Origin of the sequence: Micromonospora sp. RTP1Z1 (assembly GCF_033804685.1) — a bacterium.
Lineage (GTDB): Bacteria > Actinomycetota > Actinomycetes > Mycobacteriales > Micromonosporaceae > Micromonospora.
This window is the reverse complement of the sequence record NZ_JAPFQV010000027.1, coordinates 24,146-40,348: the sequence shown is the minus strand read 5'-3', so window position 1 is coordinate 40,348 and position 16,203 is coordinate 24,146. Positions and strand designations below refer to the sequence as shown.

The following is a 16,203-nucleotide window of genomic DNA, read 5'->3' as shown; positions in this document are numbered from 1 at the left end:
AGCCCACGTGGCGCCGCTGCCGCCGTAGCCTGACGATGCCGCTGATTGCAGGATCGCCGGAATCCGGGTAGGCGAGGCGCGGGCGGTGGCGGTCGACTGGGTACGCGCGCAGATGCGCCGTGACCCGGCGGTGCAGGGCGGCTTCTTCAGCGGTTCGACGGTGGCGCTGCCGGATGAGGCGGTGCTATCGGCGTCGTCCGACGTGGACGTGCTGCTGGTACGCGACGAGCCGGGCGTGAAGCTAGGCAAGTTCCGCCACCGCGGGGTGCTGCTGGAGGTCGTACCGGCAAATCCGATGCCGGCGGTGGGCCGGCCCCGCGCCCCGCTCCCCCAGCCCAAGCCGGTGATCCGCTGGACGCCCGAACGCTCCACCAGGCTCTGACGGTCGAGTCAGGTCGTTGGCGGAGCTCTGCCGGCAGTTGGTCGTCCACGCGAGCCACCCGCACGGCGTCTTGGATGCGGCGACGAACGTGGTCGTTCGTGTTGCCCCAGACCAGTTGCGACTTCGGCCGCCCTTCCGTGAGGTTGGAATTCCGAGAGTATATACGCGAGGTATACCCTCAGTGTATTCTGCGTGGCATGAGCGTTCCTCTCACCCTCCTCGGCCTGCTTGAACGAGAGCCCAGCCACGGGTACGACCTCAAGCGCGAATACGACGCGTACTTCGGCCGCGGCAGGCCGCTGCCGTTCGGTCAGGTCTACTCGACCCTCAGCCGGCTGGCTCGCGACGGCAAGGTGGTGATCAGCGAGGTGGGCCCCGGCGATGGACCCGACCGCAAGCGCTACATCATCACCGACCGTGGTGCGACCGAGGTCGAGCAGTGGCTGACCCAGCCGGTCGAGCCGGAACCGCACCTGCAGACCGTGCTCTTCGCCAAGGTCGTGCTCGCGCTGATGCTTGACCGCCCCGCCGGCGAGTACCTCGACGCCCAGCGCAGCGCACACCTGCAGCGGATGCGCGAGCTCACCGAGATCAAGCGCGGCGGCAACCTCGTCGACGCGATGCTCGCCGATCACGGGCTGTACCACCTGGAGGCGGACCTCCGGTGGATCGAGATGACCGGCGCCCGGCTGGACGCCCTGAAGAAGACGGTGCGGCCATGACCACGATCGAAGCGAGGAACGTCGTGTTCTCGTTCGGCGAGACCGCGGCGCTGCGGGGCGCCAGCATCGCCGTGGACGCGGGTGAGATCGTCGCCGTCATGGGGCCCAGCGGCTCGGGCAAGTCGACGTTGCTGCACTGCCTGGCCGGCATCCTCGTTCCGGACTCCGGCGAGGTGCTGTTCGACGGGGTGCGGGTCGACGCCATGACCGAGACCCAGCGCAGCAGCCTGCGCCGCGACCGCTTCGGGTTCGTGTTCCAGTTCGGTCAGCTCGTCCCCGAGCTGACCGTCGCGGAGAACGTGGCCCTGCCGCTCCTGCTGAGCGGGACCCGCCGGACGGAGGCGCTGCGTAAGGCGTATGACTGGTTCGAGCGGCTCGGCCTGGACGGGATGGAGCAGCGTCGGTCGGGCGAGCTGTCCGGGGGGCAGGCCCAGCGGGTGGCCCTCGCCCGCGGCCTGGTCGCCGGGCCGGAGGTCCTCTTCGCCGACGAGCCGACCGGTGCGCTCGACTCGCTCACCGGCGAGCAGGTCATGGACCTGCTGGTCACCGCGGCCCGCGAGCAGGGCACCACCGTCATCCTGGTCACCCACGAACCACGGGTCGCCGCGTACGCCGACCGCGAGGTCATCGTGCGCGACGGGCGTGTGACTGCGCCGGACCGGATCGCATCGTGATCCGCTTCGGGCTTCGCCTCGCCGTGTCCGGCGGGCGGGAGGCGCTCACCCGCCTCGTCATCATCGCCGCCGCGGTCGCGGTGGGTGCCGGGCTGCTGCTGGTCACCCTCGCCGGGGTCAACGCCGTCAACGCGCAGCTCACGCGGTACGCGTCGCTGTACCCCCATGCTTCGGCGGGAGGCGGCGCGGATCCGCTGTGGTGGTCGACCCGCCGGGACTACTTCCACGGCAAGCAGATCTCGCGGGTCGACGTCGCCGCCACCGGACCGGGGTCGCCGACCCCGGTCGGCATCCCGAAGACGCCGGGTCCCGGGGAGTACTACGTCTCGCCGGCGCTCACCACGCTGCTGGCAGTGACCCCCGCCGTCCAACTCGGCGACCGTTATCCCGGACGGAACCTCGGCACGATCGGCCCGGCCGCGCTGCCGTCACCGGATACCCTGCTCGTCATCGTCGGGCACACCCCCGACGAGGTCGCCAAGCTGCCGAACGCCAGACAGCTCACCAGCGTCGGCGACAGAATTCCCGCGCTCCCCGAGACCGTCGTGGACCTCATCCTCGGTGTAATTGCCGGTGGGCTGCTGTTTCCGGTGCTGATCTTCATCGGTACGGCGACCCGGCTCAGCGCCGCACGCCGGGAGCAGCGGTTCGCGGCGATGCGCCTGGTCGGTGCGACGCCCAAGCAGATCTCGGTGATCGCGGCAACCGAGGCGGCCGCGGCGGCCATCGCCGGTACGGCCCTCGGCTTCGCGCTGTTCTTCGCGTTGCGCGGTCAGCTCGCCGCGATCCCGTTCACCGGCATGCGGTTCTTCCCTGGTGACATGTTCCTGCGACCGCTGGACGTCCTGGTGGTCGCGTTCGGTGTCCCGGCCGGCGCGGCGCTGGCGGCGTGGGTCTCGCTGCGGCGCGTCCGGATCTCCCCGCTCGGCGTCACGCGGCAGGTCACCCCACGTCCACCTCGCGCCTACCGGCTGATCCCGCTCGTGCTGGGGGTCGCCGAGCTGACGTTCGTCATCGGCCGCAGGCCCGACACGTCCGACGGCCAGACCGCGGTGTTCCTGCCGGGGCTGCTGCTCATCATGACCGGCCTGGTCCTGGCCGGACCCTGGCTCACGATGACCTGCGCCCGCCTCATGGCCAGCCGCGCCCGCCGTCCCGCCACGCTCATCGCCGCGCGACGCCTTGCCGACAACCCGAAGGCCGGTTTCCGGGCGATCAGCGGCATCATGCTGGCCCTCTTCGTCACGAGTGTGGCCATCGGCGTGATCACCACGATCGTCGCCAACCGTGGCCCGGCGCGGATCGGCTCGACGGATGCCGGCACCATGTCCACCGCCTTCTACGACGACCCGCCCTCGGTTCCCGACACGCTGCTGGCCGAGCTGCGCTCGATCCCGGGCGTGCGGAGCGCCACGGTGATCCGGCTGAACCCGGTCAGGAAGGACGAGCCCGGGGTGATCGCATGCACCGACATCCCGACGGCGTACGGCCGGTGCGCCGGAGGCGTCACCGTGGCCGCCGTGGCGGACAACTTCATCCCCTACCGCGAGTCGGCGTCCTCCGCGAGGGTCTGGCCCACCGCATCCGTCTCCCTCGATGATCTCCAGCGGTTGCCGGTGGTGTCGATCGTCGTCGGCACGGACGGTTCGGCGGCCGCGCTTGAGCGGTCGCGCACGCTCCTGTCGCGCGAGTTCCCGAACTTCTGGGTGGCCCCGAACGCTCCCGGTGAGTTCGAGTCGGACTTCGCCGACCAGCTGCGTGGGTGGAAACAGCTGGCCAACGTCGTCATCGTCGCCAGCCTCGCACTCGCCGGCTGCAGCCTCGCGGTCAGCGTGGTCGGCGGCCTCACCGAGCGCAAGCGCCCGTTCAGTCTGCTGCGCCTCAGTGGCGCGCCGGTGCGGATCCTGCGCGACGTGGTTGCCCTGGAAAGCGCCGTACCGATGCTCGCCGTCGCCGTGGTCGCGATCGGCATGGGCTTCCTCGCCGCCCAGCTGTTCCTCAAGGCGCAGATGGGCTACACGCTCACCGCTCCAGGCCTCGAGTTCTCCGCGATCGTGATCGTCGGCCTGGTCGCCTGCCTCGGCATCATCGCCTCCACCCTGCCGTTGCTGGAACGCATCACCGGCCCGGAGACCGCACGCAGCGAATGATCTCTCCACCATTCCCGCTCGGGGTTCGTCCACCGCCAGACCGCGAGAGTTCCGCGGCCTGGCGGTGCCGGGCCCCGGTGACTGGTTACCGGCCCTGATCCACCCGCGCAGGCAGCTCCCACAGCGGGTCGCCCGCCCTGGGACGGAGGGATCAGCGTGAGACGGCCTACGGCCGGACCCGGTGGCACCATCTGCGGAATGAACCTGGGTGAGGCGCGGGCGGTGGCGGTGGACTGGGTGCGCGAGCACGCGCGGCGGGAGCCGGGTGTGCGGGGCGCGTTCTTCAGCGGGTCGACGGTGGGGTTGCCGGAGGATGTGGTGCTGCCGGCGTCGTCGGACGTGGACGTGCTGCTGGTGCGGGACGAGCCGGCCGCGAAGGTGGGCAAGTTCCGCCACCGTGGGGTGCTGCTGGAGGTCTCCACGCTGACCTGGGAGGACCTGGGGTCGCCGGAGGGCGTGCTGGGGTCGTGGGTGTTCGCGCCGTGTTTCCGTACGGACACGGTGATCCTGGATCCGGCGGGGCGGTTGGCGGCGATGCGGGACCGGGTGGCGGCGGGGTTCGCGGATCCGGTGTGGGTGCGGCGGCGGTGTGCGGGGGTACGCGCTCGGGTCGAGGACGGCCTGCGGGTGCTGGACGCGACGGCGCCGCTGCACGAGCAGGTACTGGCGTGGTTGTTTCCGACGTCGGTGGTGGCGGTGCTGCCGGTGGTGGCGGCGTTGCGGAATCCGACGGTGCGCCGTCGGTACGTGCTCGCCGGGGAGGTGCTGGCGGCGCACGGGCTGGGCGAGCGGTATCCGGAGCTGCTGGCGTTGCTGGACGGTGGCGGGGTGGGTCCGGAGCGGGTGCGGGGGCATCTGGCCGGGCTGGCGGCCACGTTCGACGAGGCGGCGCGGGTGGCGCGTACCCGGTTCGCTTTCAGCGCGGACATCAGTGCGGCGGCCCGGCCGGTGGTGGTGGACGGCAGCGCGGAGCTGATCGGGGCGGGCGCGCACCGGGAGGCGATGTTCTGGATCGTGGCGACGTACGCCCGGTGTCACGCGATCCTGGCGGCGGACGCCCCGGAGCGGGAGGTGGCGTTGCGGCCGGCGTTCGACGCGGCGGTGGCGGACCTGGGGGTGGCGTCGGCGCCGCGACGGCGGCGGCGTGCGGACGAGGTACTGGCTTCCCTGCCGAGGTGGCAGACGATGGCGGAGGCGATCGGCGGCTGGGATGTGGCAGGCTGACCGCTGACGCGACTGGCGGCACCGGGGATGGCAGCAACCATCGGGGAGCTCGTCGCGGAGGTCGACCGCCTGGGCCTCCGCGGGCGAGGTGTGGCATGTCTTCTACGGGTACGACGGCCCGGCTGCTGCCGGGTGGGCCGGTGGCGGAGCAGGTGTTGGCGGAGGTCGCCGAGGATGTGGCGGCCCTGCGTGCGGCGGGAGTGACGCCGGCGTTGGCGACGGTGCTGGTGGGCGATGACGACGCCAGTGCCGGGTACATCCGGATCAAGCAGCGGCAGGCGGCGCAGCTGGGGTTCGCTTCCCCGCACGTGCACCTGCCGGCGTCGGCGTCGCAGGCGGACCTGCACCGGGTGCTGGCGGACTTCAACGCCGACCCCGATGTACACGGGGTGTTGGTGCAGCATCCGATCCCGGGGCGGCTGGACTACGACCGGGCGTTGCAGGTGCTGGATCCGGACAAGGACGTCGACGGGATGCACCCGGTGAACATGGGCCGGTTGGCGTTGGGGTTGCCGGGACCGTTGCCGTGTACGCCGGCGGGGATCGAGGCGTTATTGGCGTTCCACGGGGTGCCGGTGGCGGGCCGGGAAGTGGTGATCCTGGGTCGGGGCGCCACGTTGGGTCGGCCGTTGGCGATGCTGTTGGCGCAGAAGCGGCCGACGGCGAACGCCGCGGTGACGGTGGTGCACACCGGGGTGGCGGACTGGCCGCGGTACACGCGGCGGGCGGAGATCCTGGTGGCGGCGGTCGGGGTGCCGGGGATCGTGCGGCCGGAGCACGTGCGTCCGGGTGCGGTGGTGGTCGGTGGCGGGGTGCGGTACGAGGGTCGGCGGTTGCTGCCGGACGTGGACGAGTCGTGTGCCGAGGTGGCGGGGGCGATCACGCCGCGGGTCGGTGGGGTGGGGCCGACGACGGTGGCGATGTTGTTCCGCAACGCGGTGCGGGCGGCGCGGCGGGCGGCCGGGCTCGACTGAGCCGTGCGTCAGCCGACGGGGCGGCCGAGCCAGCCGGAGAGCCAGTCGAAGGCGGGGTCCTCGGCGGCTTCCCAGACGGACATGCTGTGGCCGCCGCCGTCGACGTAGACGGTGGTGACGCAGAGCGGTGGGCGGGCGAGGTGGGTGAGGGTGTCGGCGTCGCGGTGGGCCTTGCGGTCGGCGCGGCCGGCGGACAGGTAGAGGGCGACGGCCGGGTTCGGTAGGTGGCGCAGCCGCCAGGCGTCGTCGTTGAGGGTGTGTTCGGTGCCGTCGCCGATGGTGATGCCGGGGTCGGCGTAGCCGGAGAGGCTGGCGGCGGTGGCGTACCGCTCGGGGTGGCGCAGGGCGAGGTTGGCGGCGCAGTAGCCGCCGGCGGAGTAGCCGATGAGGCCCCATCCGGCGCGGTCGGTGCGTACCCGCAGGTGGGTTTCCGCGGCGGTGGGTACGTCGACGGTGAGGAACGTTTCGGCCTGCGGTCCGTGGGCGAGGTTGGTGCATTCGGTGTCGAGCAGGGCGTGGGGTGTCTGTGGGGGGAACAGCACGACGGTGGGGGCCATCCGGCCGGCGACGATCTCCTGGTCGAGGTGGTGGGCGGCGGCGAGCCGGTTGAGCCAGGAGGCGGGTGAGCCGGGGTAGCCGTGCAGGGCCTCGATGACGGGGAACCGTGCGGTGGGCTGCCGGTCGTAGGCGGCCGGCAGGTAGGCGTGGACGGCGAGGGTGAGCCCGCTGGCGGTGCCGGTGGCGGTGAAGGTGACGATCCGGCCGCCGGTGGCGCCGGCGGGAGCGGGGTCGGCGGTGGCCGCGGTGCTGGTGTCCCGGCCGAGGAGGGCGGACCAGGTGGTCACGGTGTCGACCTGGCGATTGATCCAGATGCCGGCGGCGGCCAGGGCGGTGGCCAGGCACAGGGCGGTGGTGACGGTGCGGAGTGCGGCGCGGCGGGTGCCGGCGCCATGGTCCCAGGTGGCGGAGAGCAGCACGGCGGCGAGGACGGCTCCGGCGGTGGCGGTGAGCGCGGCGGCGAGGCTGTCGGGGGCCATGGTCAGTGTCCGGTCGGCGGTGCGGTGCGGGACGGGTGGGTGTGGCGGTGCTGCGGGGGCGGTGGGATCAGCGGCGCGGGGGCGCTCAGCGGCGGCGGTGTCTGCTGGCAGGCCCAGAGCAGGGCGGTGGGGAGCTGGTCGGCGGCGGGGCCGGGGTGCCGCTGCGGTGCGCGGACGACGGTGACGGTTTCGGTGGTGGGCAGGTCGGCGGGTACGACGTCGGCGGCGGGTTCCGGGGTGTCCTCGAGCAGGGCGAGGGCCGGGTAGCGGGTGGGTGCGGCGCGGACGACGGCCCCGGCGAGCCCGGCGACGTCGGCCGGCGCGATCAGCGCCCAGCTGTGCGTGGTGACGCGCAGGTCGCGGGCGAGGCTGTCGGGCAGGGTCTCGGTGAGGGTGTCGACGGTGGCGGTGGCGCGGAGGTGGGCGAAGACCACGATGGTCGCGGCGGTGCGGTCCTCGACGGTGCGGGCCGCCGCGGCCTCCTGGGCGGGGGTGGCGTGGTCGGCGAGGACCGTGACGACCGGGTACCGCCAGGTGGGGTGCAGCGGATAGTCGGCGGGCACGACGACGGTCGGGGCGGCGGTGACCGGCCACCGGTTCCCCCGCGGCGGGTGCCAGGGGAACGCCACGGGGGTGGTGGGGGCGCGCCGGGCCTGGGCGGTGATCCAGTGGTCGAGGTGGCCCGGCCGGGCGGGGCCGGTGTCGTGGCGGGTGGCGTGGGCGGGCAGCAGGTCGGCCCAGGTGGGATAGAAGCCTTCGGCGCGGTTGGCGGCGAGTCCCACCGTGAGCAGGACGAGGGCCTCGGTGAGCAGGACGGCGGCGGGTCGGGTGAGGACCTGCCAGCGGAGGCGGTGGCGGCGCCAGGTGCGGACGGTGACGGCCGCGGCGCCGGTGGCGGTGACGCCGACCAGGATCAGCAGCGGTAGGCCGGTCGGCGGCATGGGCTGGCCCCTCCCCTCGTCTCACCATCGCTACCACGGGCGAGGGCGGTCCCGGAGGGGTTTGTGCGTTCCGTCGCGCCGCGGGGGTCGCCGCCGACGGTAGGTGGCGTGGCTGGACGTTCGCTGCGAGCGTGCCGCTCAGCCGAGATCGACGATGAGGGGCCGGTGGTCGGAGATGGCCGACAGCGGGGTGTCGACTGCGGTGACGGGCGGAAGCCGGTCGAGGCCCTGCCGGTCGGCGAGGATGTGGTCGAGCTGGACGCGGGGCTGCCCGGCCGGGTAGGTGGGGCGGCGGACGAGGGGACGCCACCGGGACACCAGCGCGGCGGGGCCGGCGGGCAGGTTGAGGTCGCCGAGGAGGATCCGCGGGGCGGGCAGGGCGCGCAGCGCGCGGACGACGCGGCGCAGTTGGAGGATGTTCCAGCCGGGGACGAAGGACAGGTGGGTGGCGGCGACGGTGAGCGGACCGTGCGGGGTGTCCAGGACGGCGGCGAGGACGACGCGGGGTTCGTCGCGCAGCAGGATGAGCCCGCCGCCGGGGCCGGGGACGTAGATCGGGGATCGTACGGGGGCGGGCCGTAGCCGGGTGACCTGCCAGGAGCGGACGGGGTGGCGGCTGACCAGGCCGATGCCGTAGCAGGGTTCGCCGTGGCCGTCGTCGTCGTGGGTCAGAGGGCGGAACTGTTCGCCGGGGGTGCCGACGACGGCGGCGGCGAAGCGGTGTTCGGGGGCGCCCAGGGCGCGGGCGGCGATGGCCGTGAGGTCGAGGTTGTCGCTGCGGGACTGGTCGCGGTCGACCTCCTGCAGGGCGAGGACGTCGGCGTCGAGGGCGGTGACGGCGGCGGTGAGCCGGTCGGGGTCGACGAGTCCGTCGGTGAGGGATCGCCCGTGCAGCAGGTTGAAGGTGGCCAGGCGCACCTGCACACCCTACGTCCCCGTGGCAGAGTTGCCGGGTGCTCAAGGCGTTGGTCTGTTCGGTGCTGGTGTTCGTGGCGGTGGCGTCGGCCGGTCTGTGGTTGCGGCGGCGGCGGGGCCGCTGAGGCTGCCGGCGGGGGGCGGTGAGCCTGGCCACAGGTGGTCTCGCCGGCCGCCCGGCGGTGGGAAGAATTGCCGCCCGTGGACCCCTTGTCGCTGACCACCCTGCTGACCGCGGCCGCCATGGCGGGCTGGGTGGACGCCGTCGTCGGCGGGGGTGGGCTGTTGCTACTGCCGGCGCTGCTGGTGGCCGCGCCAGGGATGCCGGTGGCGACCGCGTTGGGTACGAACAAGCTGGCGGCGATCTTCGGCACGTCGACCGCGGCGGTGACGTACGCGCGGCGCACGAAGCTGGACTGGACGGTGGCGGGGCCGGCGGCGGGTTTGGCGGTGCTGACTGCCGGGCTCGGCGCGGTCCTCGCGGGGGCGGTGCCGGCGGGCGCGTACCGGCCGGTGGTGCTGGTGGTGCTCGTGTCGGTGGCGGTGTTCGTGTTGGCGCGGCCCCGGTTGGGGGTGGTGGCGCAGCCGGCGCGGCGCACGCCGCGGCGGGTGGTCGCGGCGGTGGCGGTGGCCGGCCTGGGCATCGCCCTGTACGACGGGTTGATCGGCCCGGGTACGGGGACGTTCCTGGTGGTGGCGTTCACCGCCCTGGTGGGCGCGGACTTCGTGCACGGTTCGGCGATGGCGAAGGTGGTCAACGCCGGGACGAACCTGGGCGCGCTGGTGGTGTTCGCGTGCACCGGGCACGTGTGGTGGCTGCTGGGCGCGGCGATGGCGGTGTGCAACGTCGCCGGAGCCGCGCTGGGCGCGCGGATGGCGCTGCGGCGCGGCTCCGGCTTCGTGCGGGTGGTGCTGCTGGTGGTGGTCCTCGCCCTGGTCGGGAAGCTGGGCTACGACCAGTGGCTGGCCGGCTGACCCGGGTGCGGGTTCGGCCGGTGGGCGCGCCGACCGGCCGGCGGCCGGTCAGGCGTGCCGGACGACGTCGTCGTAGTCGAGGCGGGGCAGGCGGGGGAACCAGGCGTCCGGGCCGGGCTTGCCGATGTTGACCACGAGCAGGGACTTCCAGCCGTTGTCGGCGAAGAACTCCTTGTCGAGGCCGTCGGCGTCGAAGCCGCCCATCGGCCCGGCGGCCAGCCCGGCGGCGCGGACGGCGAGCAGCCAGTAACCGATCTGCAGGGTGGCGTTGAACCGGGCCATCCGCTCGCGGGCCTGCACGTCGCCGGCGAGGTCGTCGCGCATCTGCGGGCGGATCGGGAAGACCCGCGGGACGAACTCGTGGAAGTCGGTGTCGGCGGCCAGCACGGCGACGACCGGCGCGGCGGCCGTCTTGGCCTGGTTGCCCTCGCTCATGTGGGTGAGCAGCCGTTCGCGGGGTTCGCCGTCGCGGACATAGAGCACCCGCAGCGGCTGCGTGTTCGCGGCGGTGGGCGGGTACTTGGCGAGGTCGAAGATGGCCCGCAGCTGCGCGTCGGTGACGGGCTCGTCGGTGAAGGTGTTGGCGGTGCGGGCGTCGGTGAACAGCTGCGCCTGCGCCTCGGAGTGCAGGGTGATCAGGTCGGTCATCAGGGTTCCTCGCTCTACCGGAGGGGTTGCTCCTGCAAAGGTAGCAGCTAGCTTTTTAGTAGCGCCTTGCCTGGTCGGTGCTGCCGGTACTCTGGCGGCATGACGGTCGGGCCGGAAGCCGGCGAGACACCGCGCACGTGCGACGGGGGGATCACCCGCGCCTTCGCGTTCCTCGGCAAGCGGTGGAACGGCGTGCTGCTGGGCACCCTGGCCACCGGTCCGGCCGGCTTCGCCGAGCTGACCCGCGCGCTGCCCGGGATCAGCGAATCGGTGCTCTCCGACCGCCTCGGCGAACTGGCCCGGGTGGGACTGGTGTCCCGGACCGTGCGGGAGGGCCCGCCGCTGGGGGTCAGCTACCAGCTCACCGACCGGGGCGCGGCGCTGGTGCCCGCCCTGGAGGCGCTGGCCCGCTGGGCCCACGAGAACCTGCCCGCCGAGCCGGAACGCCGTCCCGACTGCTGATCGCCGCCGTGTGATCATCGTCCGGTGCCCATCCGCGCCGAACACGACCGGGCCGCTCTGGCCGAGCTGCTGAGCCGGGACCCGGTGCTGCACGCGTACCAGCTCGGGGACCTCGACGACTTTTTCTGGCCGTACACCTCGTGGTTCCGCCGCGGGGACCAGGTGGCGCTGCTCTACCACGGTGTCGCGCTGCCGACGCTGCTGGCGTTCGCGTCGCCGGCGCGGGCCGCGGAGCTGGCGACGCTGCTGACCGAGCTCGCGCCGGTGCTGCCGGCCCGGCTGTGGGCCCACCTCTCCCCCGGCCTCGACGAGGCGCTCGCGGACCGGTTCGTCATCGAAAGCGCGGTCGGGCACCACCGGATGGCGCTGACCGACCCGGCGCGGCTGACCCGGGCAGCCCCCGCCGGTGAGGTGCTGGGTCGGGGCGACCTGCCCCAGCTGCTGGACCTCTACTCCGTCGCGTACCCCGGCAACTGGTTCGACCCCCGGATGCTCGACACCGGCCAGTACGTGGGCATCCGGGAGGCCGATGAGCTGGTCGCCGTCGCCGGCGTCCACGTCTGGTCACCCACCTGGCGGGTGGCCGCGGTCGGCAACGTGACCACTCACCCGCGGGCGCGGGGACGCGGCCTGGCCGGCGCCGCCGTGGCCGCGCTCTGCGCCCGGCTGCGCGACAGCGTCGACCATGTCACCCTCAACGTGCGGGCGGACAACCCGGCGGCGCTGCGGCTCTACGGCCGGCTCGGCTTCACCCGCGTCGCCGACTTTGTCGAGTGCGGCCTGCGCCACCGTGGGTGACGGCGAGGGTGTTCCGGCGTGATCAGCGTCCCCGGCTGGGTGAGTCGAAGCGGCCGGCGCGGATCTCCCGCAGCGCCTTGCGGCGGGTGTCGCCGCGCAGCGTGTCGACGTAGAGGCGGCCGGCCAGGTGGTCGGTCTCGTGCTGCAGGGCGCGGGCCAGGAAACCGCGGCCGGAGATGGTCAGCGGCTGACCGTGCTGGTCGAAGCCGTTCGCGGTGGCGTGCATCGCCCGCTGGGTCGGGAAGTACAGCCCCGGGATGGACAGGCAGCCCTCGTCGTCGTCCTGCAGTTCCTCGGAGAGCTCCAGCGTCGGGTTGATCATGTGCCCGCGGTGGCCGTCCGCGTCGTAGACGAACACCTGCGCGCTCACCCCGATCTGCGGGGCGGCCACGCCGGCCCGGCCGGGCGCGCCGAGCAGGGTGTCCATCAGGTCGGCGACCAGGGCGCGCAGGTCGTCGTCGAAACTCGTCACCGGCTCGCACGGGGTGCGCAGTACGGGGTCGCCGATGATCCGGATCGGGCGCATATTCATGCCCGGAAGGCTATCCGTCCGTTACGGCCGCCGGTGCGCGCACCCGCCGCTCAGCCGCCGGGCGGCCGGTCCCGGACGAGCATCTCGATGCCGTCGAGAATCCGCGCCAGGCCGAACTCGAAGGCCCGGGCCGGGTCGGCGGCGGCCTGGTACTCCTGTCCGGCGGCGGTGCCGACCCGCGCGGCGAGGGGGAACCGGCGCGGGTCCATCGCCTTCTCCAGGTACGGGGCGTGGGCGTGCCACCACTGCTGTTCGGTCATGCCGGTGCGCTGGGCCGCCTGGGTGGCCTCCACCGCGCCGCGTACCGCGCCGTGGACGTAGCCGCCCACGAGGGTGACCACGGCGTCCATCTCCAGGTCGGTCAGGCCGATGCCGTCGACCGCGCGCAGCTCGTACTCGTACTTGGCGGTGAGGTTCGGGCCCAGCGGGGGGCGAGTGGTGGCGACCTGGAGCAGCCACGGGTGGCGCAGGTACAGCGCCCAGTTCTCCCGGGCGATCTGCGCCAGTCGCCCACGCCAGCCGCCGGGGACGTCCTCGGGTCGGGCGGTCTCGCCGTAGACGGTGTCGAGCATGACGTCGAGCAGTTCGCCCTTGCCCGGCACGTGCGTGTAGAGCGACATCGTGCCCACACCGAGCCGCTCGGCGACCCGGCGCATGGACAGGGCGGCCAGCCCCTCGGCGTCGGCGACCTCGATGGCCGCCCGGACGATCCGGTCCACGCTCAGGTCGCCGCCCTTGCGGCTGGCCTTCTCCCGGGTGCGCCAGAGCAGGGCGAGGCTGCGGGCGGGGTCGCCGGTGCCGCTGTACTCGATGGTCACCACCGGACCCTACCGGCGGCGCCGCCGCTCGCCGGCCGTCACCCCGCTCCGTCCGGTCGTGCCTGGCCTGGCGCTCGAGCGGCCAGGCCGGTGTCGGCGATCCGGTCGCGCAGTGGCCGGCGGCGCAGGGCGGCGAGGACCGCGCACAGCTCGTCGGCCAGGGGCACCGGCAGGTCGGTGTCGAGCTGCCGCATCGCGGTGGTGGTGGCCGCCCACTCGACCTCGATCGCCGGCAGCAGCGCGTACGCCCGGTCGGTGAGGGTGACGATGCGCTGCCGGGCGTCCGCGCCGGCGGTGAGGGCGACCAGGCCGGCGCGGCTCATCTGGGCCACGCTCTGGCTGGCCGCGGAGTGGGTGACCCCGACCCGGGCGGCGAGGTCGCGGATGGCGAGGGGACCGTCGGCCGCCAGTACCCGCACCAGCGGTGAGAAGCGTGGCCGGTAGTCGGCCAGTCCCAGGTCGGCGTAGACGGCGGCGACGTCGCCGTCGAGCAGCTCCAGCACGTGGCGCAGCAGGGTGCCCAGCGCCTCACGGTCGGGGGATCCGGTCACGTCCGCTAATGTAACAGCGCTGTTGTATCTGGTCCGCGGGAGGGGAACCGGGATGTATCCACCGATCGAGCCGTACGCCCACGGCATGCTCCACGTCGGCGATGGCCAGCGCCTGTACTGGGAGACCTGCGGCAAACCCGACGGCCGGCCCGCGCTGGTGCTGCACGGCGGACCCGGCTCCGGCGCCACCGCCGGCTGGCGCCGGATGTTCGACCCGGCCGCGTACCGGATCGTCCTGTTCGACCAGCGCGGCTGCGGCCGCAGCACCCCGCACGCCGCCGACCCGGCAGTGGACCTGTCGGTCAACACCACACCGCACCTGCTCGCCGACATCGAGCGGCTGCGCCGCCACCTCGGGATCGACCGCTGGCTGCTGCACGGCGCCTCCTGGGGCTCCTCGCTCGCCCTGGCGTACGCCCAGCGCCACCCCGACCGGGTCACCGCCCTGGTGCTGTTCAGCGTGGTGGCCAACACCCGCCGCGAGATCGAGTGGGTCACCCGCGACATGGGCCGGATCTTCCCGCAGGAGTGGGCCCGCTTCCGCGACGGGGTGCCCGCGGCCGACCGCGACGGCGACCTGTCGGCCGCGTACGCCCGACTGCTCGCCGACCCGGACCTCGAGGTGCGCGACCGGGCGGCGCGCGACTGGTGCGCCTGGGAGGACGTGCACGTCTCCCTCGCCGGCGGCCACCGGCCCAGCCCCCGCTACGCCGACCCGGTGTTCCGGATGGGGTTCGCCCGGCTGGTCACCCACTACTTCAGCAACGGCGGGTTCATGCGCGACGGCGCGCTGCTGCGCGACGCCGGCAGGCTGGCCGGCATCCCGGGCGTGCTGGTGCAGGGCCGCCTCGACGTCAGCGGACCGCCGGACATCGCCTGGCAGCTCACCCGGGCCTGGCCGGACGCCCGGCTGGAGATCGTGGAGACCGGCGGGCACGGCACCGGCCACGGCATGACCGAGACCGTGGTGGCGGCGCTGGACGAGTTCGCCGCCGGCTGACCCGGCCGGCCCGGTCAGCCGGCGGCGAGCAGCCCGCGCACCGGGGCGGCCTTCGCCGCCGCCTCGGCGACCTCCGCCGCCGGGTCGCTGCCCCAGGTGATGCCGCCGCCGGCCCACACGTGCAGCCGGTCGACGTCCGCCGCGGCGGTGCGGATCGTCAGACCCAGGTCGATCCGGCCGGACCCCACCCAGCCGAACGCGCCCATGCTGGCCCCCCGCCCGACCGGCTCGAGGGCCGCGATCCGGTTTAGTGCGGCGAGCTTCGGCGCCCCGGTCACCGACCCGCCCGGGCAGACCGCCCGCAGCAGGTCCGCCAGGCCCAGGCCGTCGCCGACCGCCGCCGACACCGTCGACTCCGCCTGCCACAGGTCGCACCACCGCCGTACGGCGAACAGCTCGTCGACCCGCACCGACCCGATACGGGCCACCCGGGCCAGGTCGTTGCGCTCCAGGTCGACGATCATCACGTGCTCGGCGCGTTCCTTGGCGGAGGCGAGCAGTTCCCGCCGGCCGGCGGCGGTGGCCGGCCGGGTGCCCTTGATCGGCCGGGTCACCAGCCGGCCGCCGTCGACCTCGACCAGGGTCTCCGGGGAGGCGCAGCCGATCGCCCAGTCCAGGCCGGCCAGCGTGCCGCCGTACCGGGCGCCGGGCAGCGCGCCGAGCCGGGCCAGGGCGGGCAGCGGGTCGCCGGCGTACGGCGCGGCGGCGTGGCCGACGAGGTTGACCTGGTAGACATCGCCCAGACCGATGGCCGCGCGGACCGCCTCGACGGCGTCGGCGTGCTGCCCGGGGGTCCAGCTCTCCCGCCACGCGCCGAGCCACCACCGCGGCGCCGCCGGGTCGGGCCGCCGGGCGGCCGTCGCCGGTCCCGGGACCGCATCGGGCGCGGCGGCCCGGCGGAGGTCGGCCGGCCGGTGCCGACCGGTCCCGGGAGCCGGCCGACCACCGTGCCGGTCGGCGTGGTCGTAGACGACGACCACCAGGTCGGGCAGCGCCGGCACGGGGGTGGCCGCGCCGGGCGCGCCGCCGGCCAGCAGCGCACCGGCGGCGGCGGAGAGGTACAGCGCGGCGCCGCAGGCCCCGTCCGCGTGGTGGCGGGCCGGGCGGCCCAGGTCGGCGACGGCGACGCCGTGGCCGGTGAGGAACTCCTGCGCGAGCGCGGCCGGGTCGCCGCCGTCGCCGCAGCGCCACTCCAGCCGGGCCCGCTCGACGAGCCGGCCGCGACAGTCGTCCGGCGCTCCGGGTACGTTGATCAACGTCTGTGGGAGCGTTTCCACGCCGGTTGGCCCATTCTTCCTCATCCGTTCAGTGGATTTCGGGCGAACATGACGGATGGCTGCTCGATACCGCGCACTTCCGCTTGGTACTGTGCGTCACTGGTCATGTGAACCATGACACAG

The 16,203-nt window shown here is 73.9% G+C and carries 18 protein-coding genes; 10 read left to right on the top strand and 8 right to left on the bottom strand.

What is annotated here, in order from left to right; translation table 11 throughout:
* The first annotated feature begins 85 nt into the window (after nt 1-85).
* The 6 genes from SLP03_RS15665 (at nt 86) to SLP03_RS15640 (ending at nt 6,126) form a co-directional block, all read left to right on the top strand.
* On the top strand, nt 86-382 hold the full coding sequence (locus SLP03_RS15665; RefSeq protein WP_319461322.1) for a hypothetical protein: 297 nt from the start codon (nt 86-88) through the stop codon (nt 380-382).
* A 197-nt stretch (nt 383-579) separates the two neighbouring features.
* The gene (locus SLP03_RS15660) at nt 580-1,104 is read left to right on the top strand and encodes a PadR family transcriptional regulator (RefSeq protein WP_319461321.1); all 525 of its coding nucleotides are present in this window, start codon (nt 580-582) and stop codon (nt 1,102-1,104) included.
* On the top strand, nt 1,101-1,778 hold the full coding sequence (locus SLP03_RS15655) for an ABC transporter ATP-binding protein (protein WP_319461320.1): 678 nt from the start codon (nt 1,101-1,103) through the stop codon (nt 1,776-1,778). Before SLP03_RS15660 ends, SLP03_RS15655 begins: the two co-directional genes overlap by 4 nt.
* Nucleotides 1,775-3,928, top strand: a complete 2,154-nt coding sequence (locus tag SLP03_RS15650) for an FtsX-like permease family protein (RefSeq protein WP_319461319.1) — start codon at nt 1,775-1,777, stop codon at nt 3,926-3,928. The genes SLP03_RS15655 and SLP03_RS15650 overlap by 4 nt, the downstream gene beginning before the upstream one ends.
* 198 nt (nt 3,929-4,126) lie before the next feature.
* Complete coding sequence (locus SLP03_RS15645; RefSeq protein WP_319461318.1) at nt 4,127-5,152, top strand: hypothetical protein; 1,026 nt, start codon at nt 4,127-4,129, stop codon at nt 5,150-5,152.
* Between the two features lie 95 nt (nt 5,153-5,247).
* Nucleotides 5,248-6,126, top strand: coding sequence for a bifunctional 5,10-methylenetetrahydrofolate dehydrogenase/5,10-methenyltetrahydrofolate cyclohydrolase (locus SLP03_RS15640; RefSeq protein ID WP_319461317.1), 879 nt, complete (start codon nt 5,248-5,250; stop codon nt 6,124-6,126).
* Nucleotides 6,127-6,134: 8 nt separating this feature from the next.
* Here SLP03_RS15640 and SLP03_RS15635 read toward each other — a convergent pair whose 3' ends face one another.
* The 3 genes from SLP03_RS15635 to SLP03_RS15625 all read right to left on the bottom strand — a co-directional run bounded on the left by SLP03_RS15635 (nt 6,135) and on the right by SLP03_RS15625 (nt 9,022).
* On the bottom strand, nt 6,135-7,163 hold the full coding sequence (locus SLP03_RS15635) for an alpha/beta hydrolase (RefSeq protein ID WP_319461316.1): 1,029 nt from the start codon (nt 7,161-7,163) through the stop codon (nt 6,135-6,137).
* A gap of 2 nt (nt 7,164-7,165) precedes the next feature.
* Nucleotides 7,166-8,104 (bottom strand): hypothetical protein, encoded by a 939-nt coding sequence (locus SLP03_RS15630; protein ID WP_319461315.1) that lies wholly within the window; start codon nt 8,102-8,104, stop codon nt 7,166-7,168.
* Between the two features lie 138 nt (nt 8,105-8,242).
* Complete coding sequence (locus SLP03_RS15625) at nt 8,243-9,022, bottom strand: endonuclease/exonuclease/phosphatase family protein (RefSeq protein ID WP_319461314.1); 780 nt, start codon at nt 9,020-9,022, stop codon at nt 8,243-8,245.
* A gap of 198 nt (nt 9,023-9,220) precedes the next feature.
* Here SLP03_RS15625 and SLP03_RS15620 point away from each other — a divergent pair, with 198 nt between their 5' ends.
* Nucleotides 9,221-9,994: a sulfite exporter TauE/SafE family protein gene (locus SLP03_RS15620; protein WP_319461313.1), complete on the top strand. Its 774-nt coding sequence runs from the start codon at nt 9,221-9,223 to the stop codon at nt 9,992-9,994.
* A gap of 48 nt (nt 9,995-10,042) precedes the next feature.
* Here SLP03_RS15620 and SLP03_RS15615 read toward each other — a convergent pair whose 3' ends face one another.
* Nucleotides 10,043-10,642, bottom strand: a complete 600-nt coding sequence (locus tag SLP03_RS15615; protein WP_319461312.1) for a malonic semialdehyde reductase — start codon at nt 10,640-10,642, stop codon at nt 10,043-10,045.
* Between the two features lie 99 nt (nt 10,643-10,741).
* On the opposite strand from SLP03_RS15615, the gene SLP03_RS15610 reads away from it, so the two are divergent.
* Complete coding sequence (locus SLP03_RS15610; RefSeq protein ID WP_319461311.1) at nt 10,742-11,104, top strand: helix-turn-helix domain-containing protein; 363 nt, start codon at nt 10,742-10,744, stop codon at nt 11,102-11,104.
* Between the two features lie 24 nt (nt 11,105-11,128).
* The gene (locus SLP03_RS15605) at nt 11,129-11,902 is read left to right on the top strand and encodes a GNAT family N-acetyltransferase (protein WP_319461310.1); all 774 of its coding nucleotides are present in this window, start codon (nt 11,129-11,131) and stop codon (nt 11,900-11,902) included.
* 22 nt (nt 11,903-11,924) lie between these two features.
* On the opposite strand, the gene def is transcribed toward SLP03_RS15605, so the two are convergent.
* From def to SLP03_RS15590, 3 genes are read right to left on the bottom strand one after another with little or no spacing between them, the layout of a single operon-like run.
* Nucleotides 11,925-12,434 (bottom strand): peptide deformylase, encoded by a 510-nt coding sequence (gene def / locus SLP03_RS15600; protein ID WP_319461309.1) that lies wholly within the window; start codon nt 12,432-12,434, stop codon nt 11,925-11,927.
* Between the two features lie 50 nt (nt 12,435-12,484).
* Nucleotides 12,485-13,252, bottom strand: coding sequence for a TetR/AcrR family transcriptional regulator (locus SLP03_RS15595; protein WP_319461308.1), 768 nt, complete (start codon nt 13,250-13,252; stop codon nt 12,485-12,487).
* Nucleotides 13,253-13,290: 38 nt separating this feature from the next.
* Nucleotides 13,291-13,803 carry a MarR family winged helix-turn-helix transcriptional regulator gene (locus tag SLP03_RS15590; protein WP_319461307.1) on the bottom strand — a complete coding sequence of 171 codons (513 nt, stop codon included), beginning with the start codon at nt 13,801-13,803 and terminating at the stop codon, nt 13,291-13,293.
* Nucleotides 13,804-13,855: 52 nt separating this feature from the next.
* On the opposite strand from SLP03_RS15590, the gene pip reads away from it, so the two are divergent.
* Nucleotides 13,856-14,803: a prolyl aminopeptidase gene (gene pip / locus SLP03_RS15585; protein WP_319461306.1), complete on the top strand. Its 948-nt coding sequence runs from the start codon at nt 13,856-13,858 to the stop codon at nt 14,801-14,803.
* A 14-nt stretch (nt 14,804-14,817) separates the two neighbouring features.
* Here pip and SLP03_RS15580 read toward each other — a convergent pair whose 3' ends face one another.
* Nucleotides 14,818-16,104 (bottom strand): chorismate-binding protein, encoded by a 1,287-nt coding sequence (locus tag SLP03_RS15580; RefSeq protein WP_319461305.1) that lies wholly within the window; start codon nt 16,102-16,104, stop codon nt 14,818-14,820.
* Nucleotides 16,105-16,203 lie beyond the last annotated feature (99 nt).

Coding starts and splice junctions, on each gene's coding strand:
- SLP03_RS15660 (WP_319461321.1), top strand. CDS start 580: ATGAGCGTTCCTCTCACCCTCCTCGGCCTGCTTGAACGAGAGCCCAGC.
- SLP03_RS15655 (WP_319461320.1), top strand. CDS start 1,101: ATGACCACGATCGAAGCGAGGAACGTCGTGTTCTCGTTCGGCGAGACC.
- SLP03_RS15645 (WP_319461318.1), top strand. CDS start 4,127: ATGAACCTGGGTGAGGCGCGGGCGGTGGCGGTGGACTGGGTGCGCGAG.
- SLP03_RS15640 (WP_319461317.1), top strand. CDS start 5,248: ATGTCTTCTACGGGTACGACGGCCCGGCTGCTGCCGGGTGGGCCGGTG.
- SLP03_RS15635 (WP_319461316.1), bottom strand. CDS start 7,163: ATGGCCCCCGACAGCCTCGCCGCCGCGCTCACCGCCACCGCCGGAGCC.
- SLP03_RS15630 (WP_319461315.1), bottom strand. CDS start 8,104: ATGCCGCCGACCGGCCTACCGCTGCTGATCCTGGTCGGCGTCACCGCC.
- SLP03_RS15615 (WP_319461312.1), bottom strand. CDS start 10,642: ATGACCGACCTGATCACCCTGCACTCCGAGGCGCAGGCGCAGCTGTTC.
- SLP03_RS15610 (WP_319461311.1), top strand. CDS start 10,742: ATGACGGTCGGGCCGGAAGCCGGCGAGACACCGCGCACGTGCGACGGG.
- def (WP_319461309.1), bottom strand. CDS start 12,434: ATGAATATGCGCCCGATCCGGATCATCGGCGACCCCGTACTGCGCACC.
- pip (WP_319461306.1), top strand. CDS start 13,856: ATGTATCCACCGATCGAGCCGTACGCCCACGGCATGCTCCACGTCGGC.
- SLP03_RS15580 (WP_319461305.1), bottom strand. CDS start 16,104: ATGAGGAAGAATGGGCCAACCGGCGTGGAAACGCTCCCACAGACGTTG.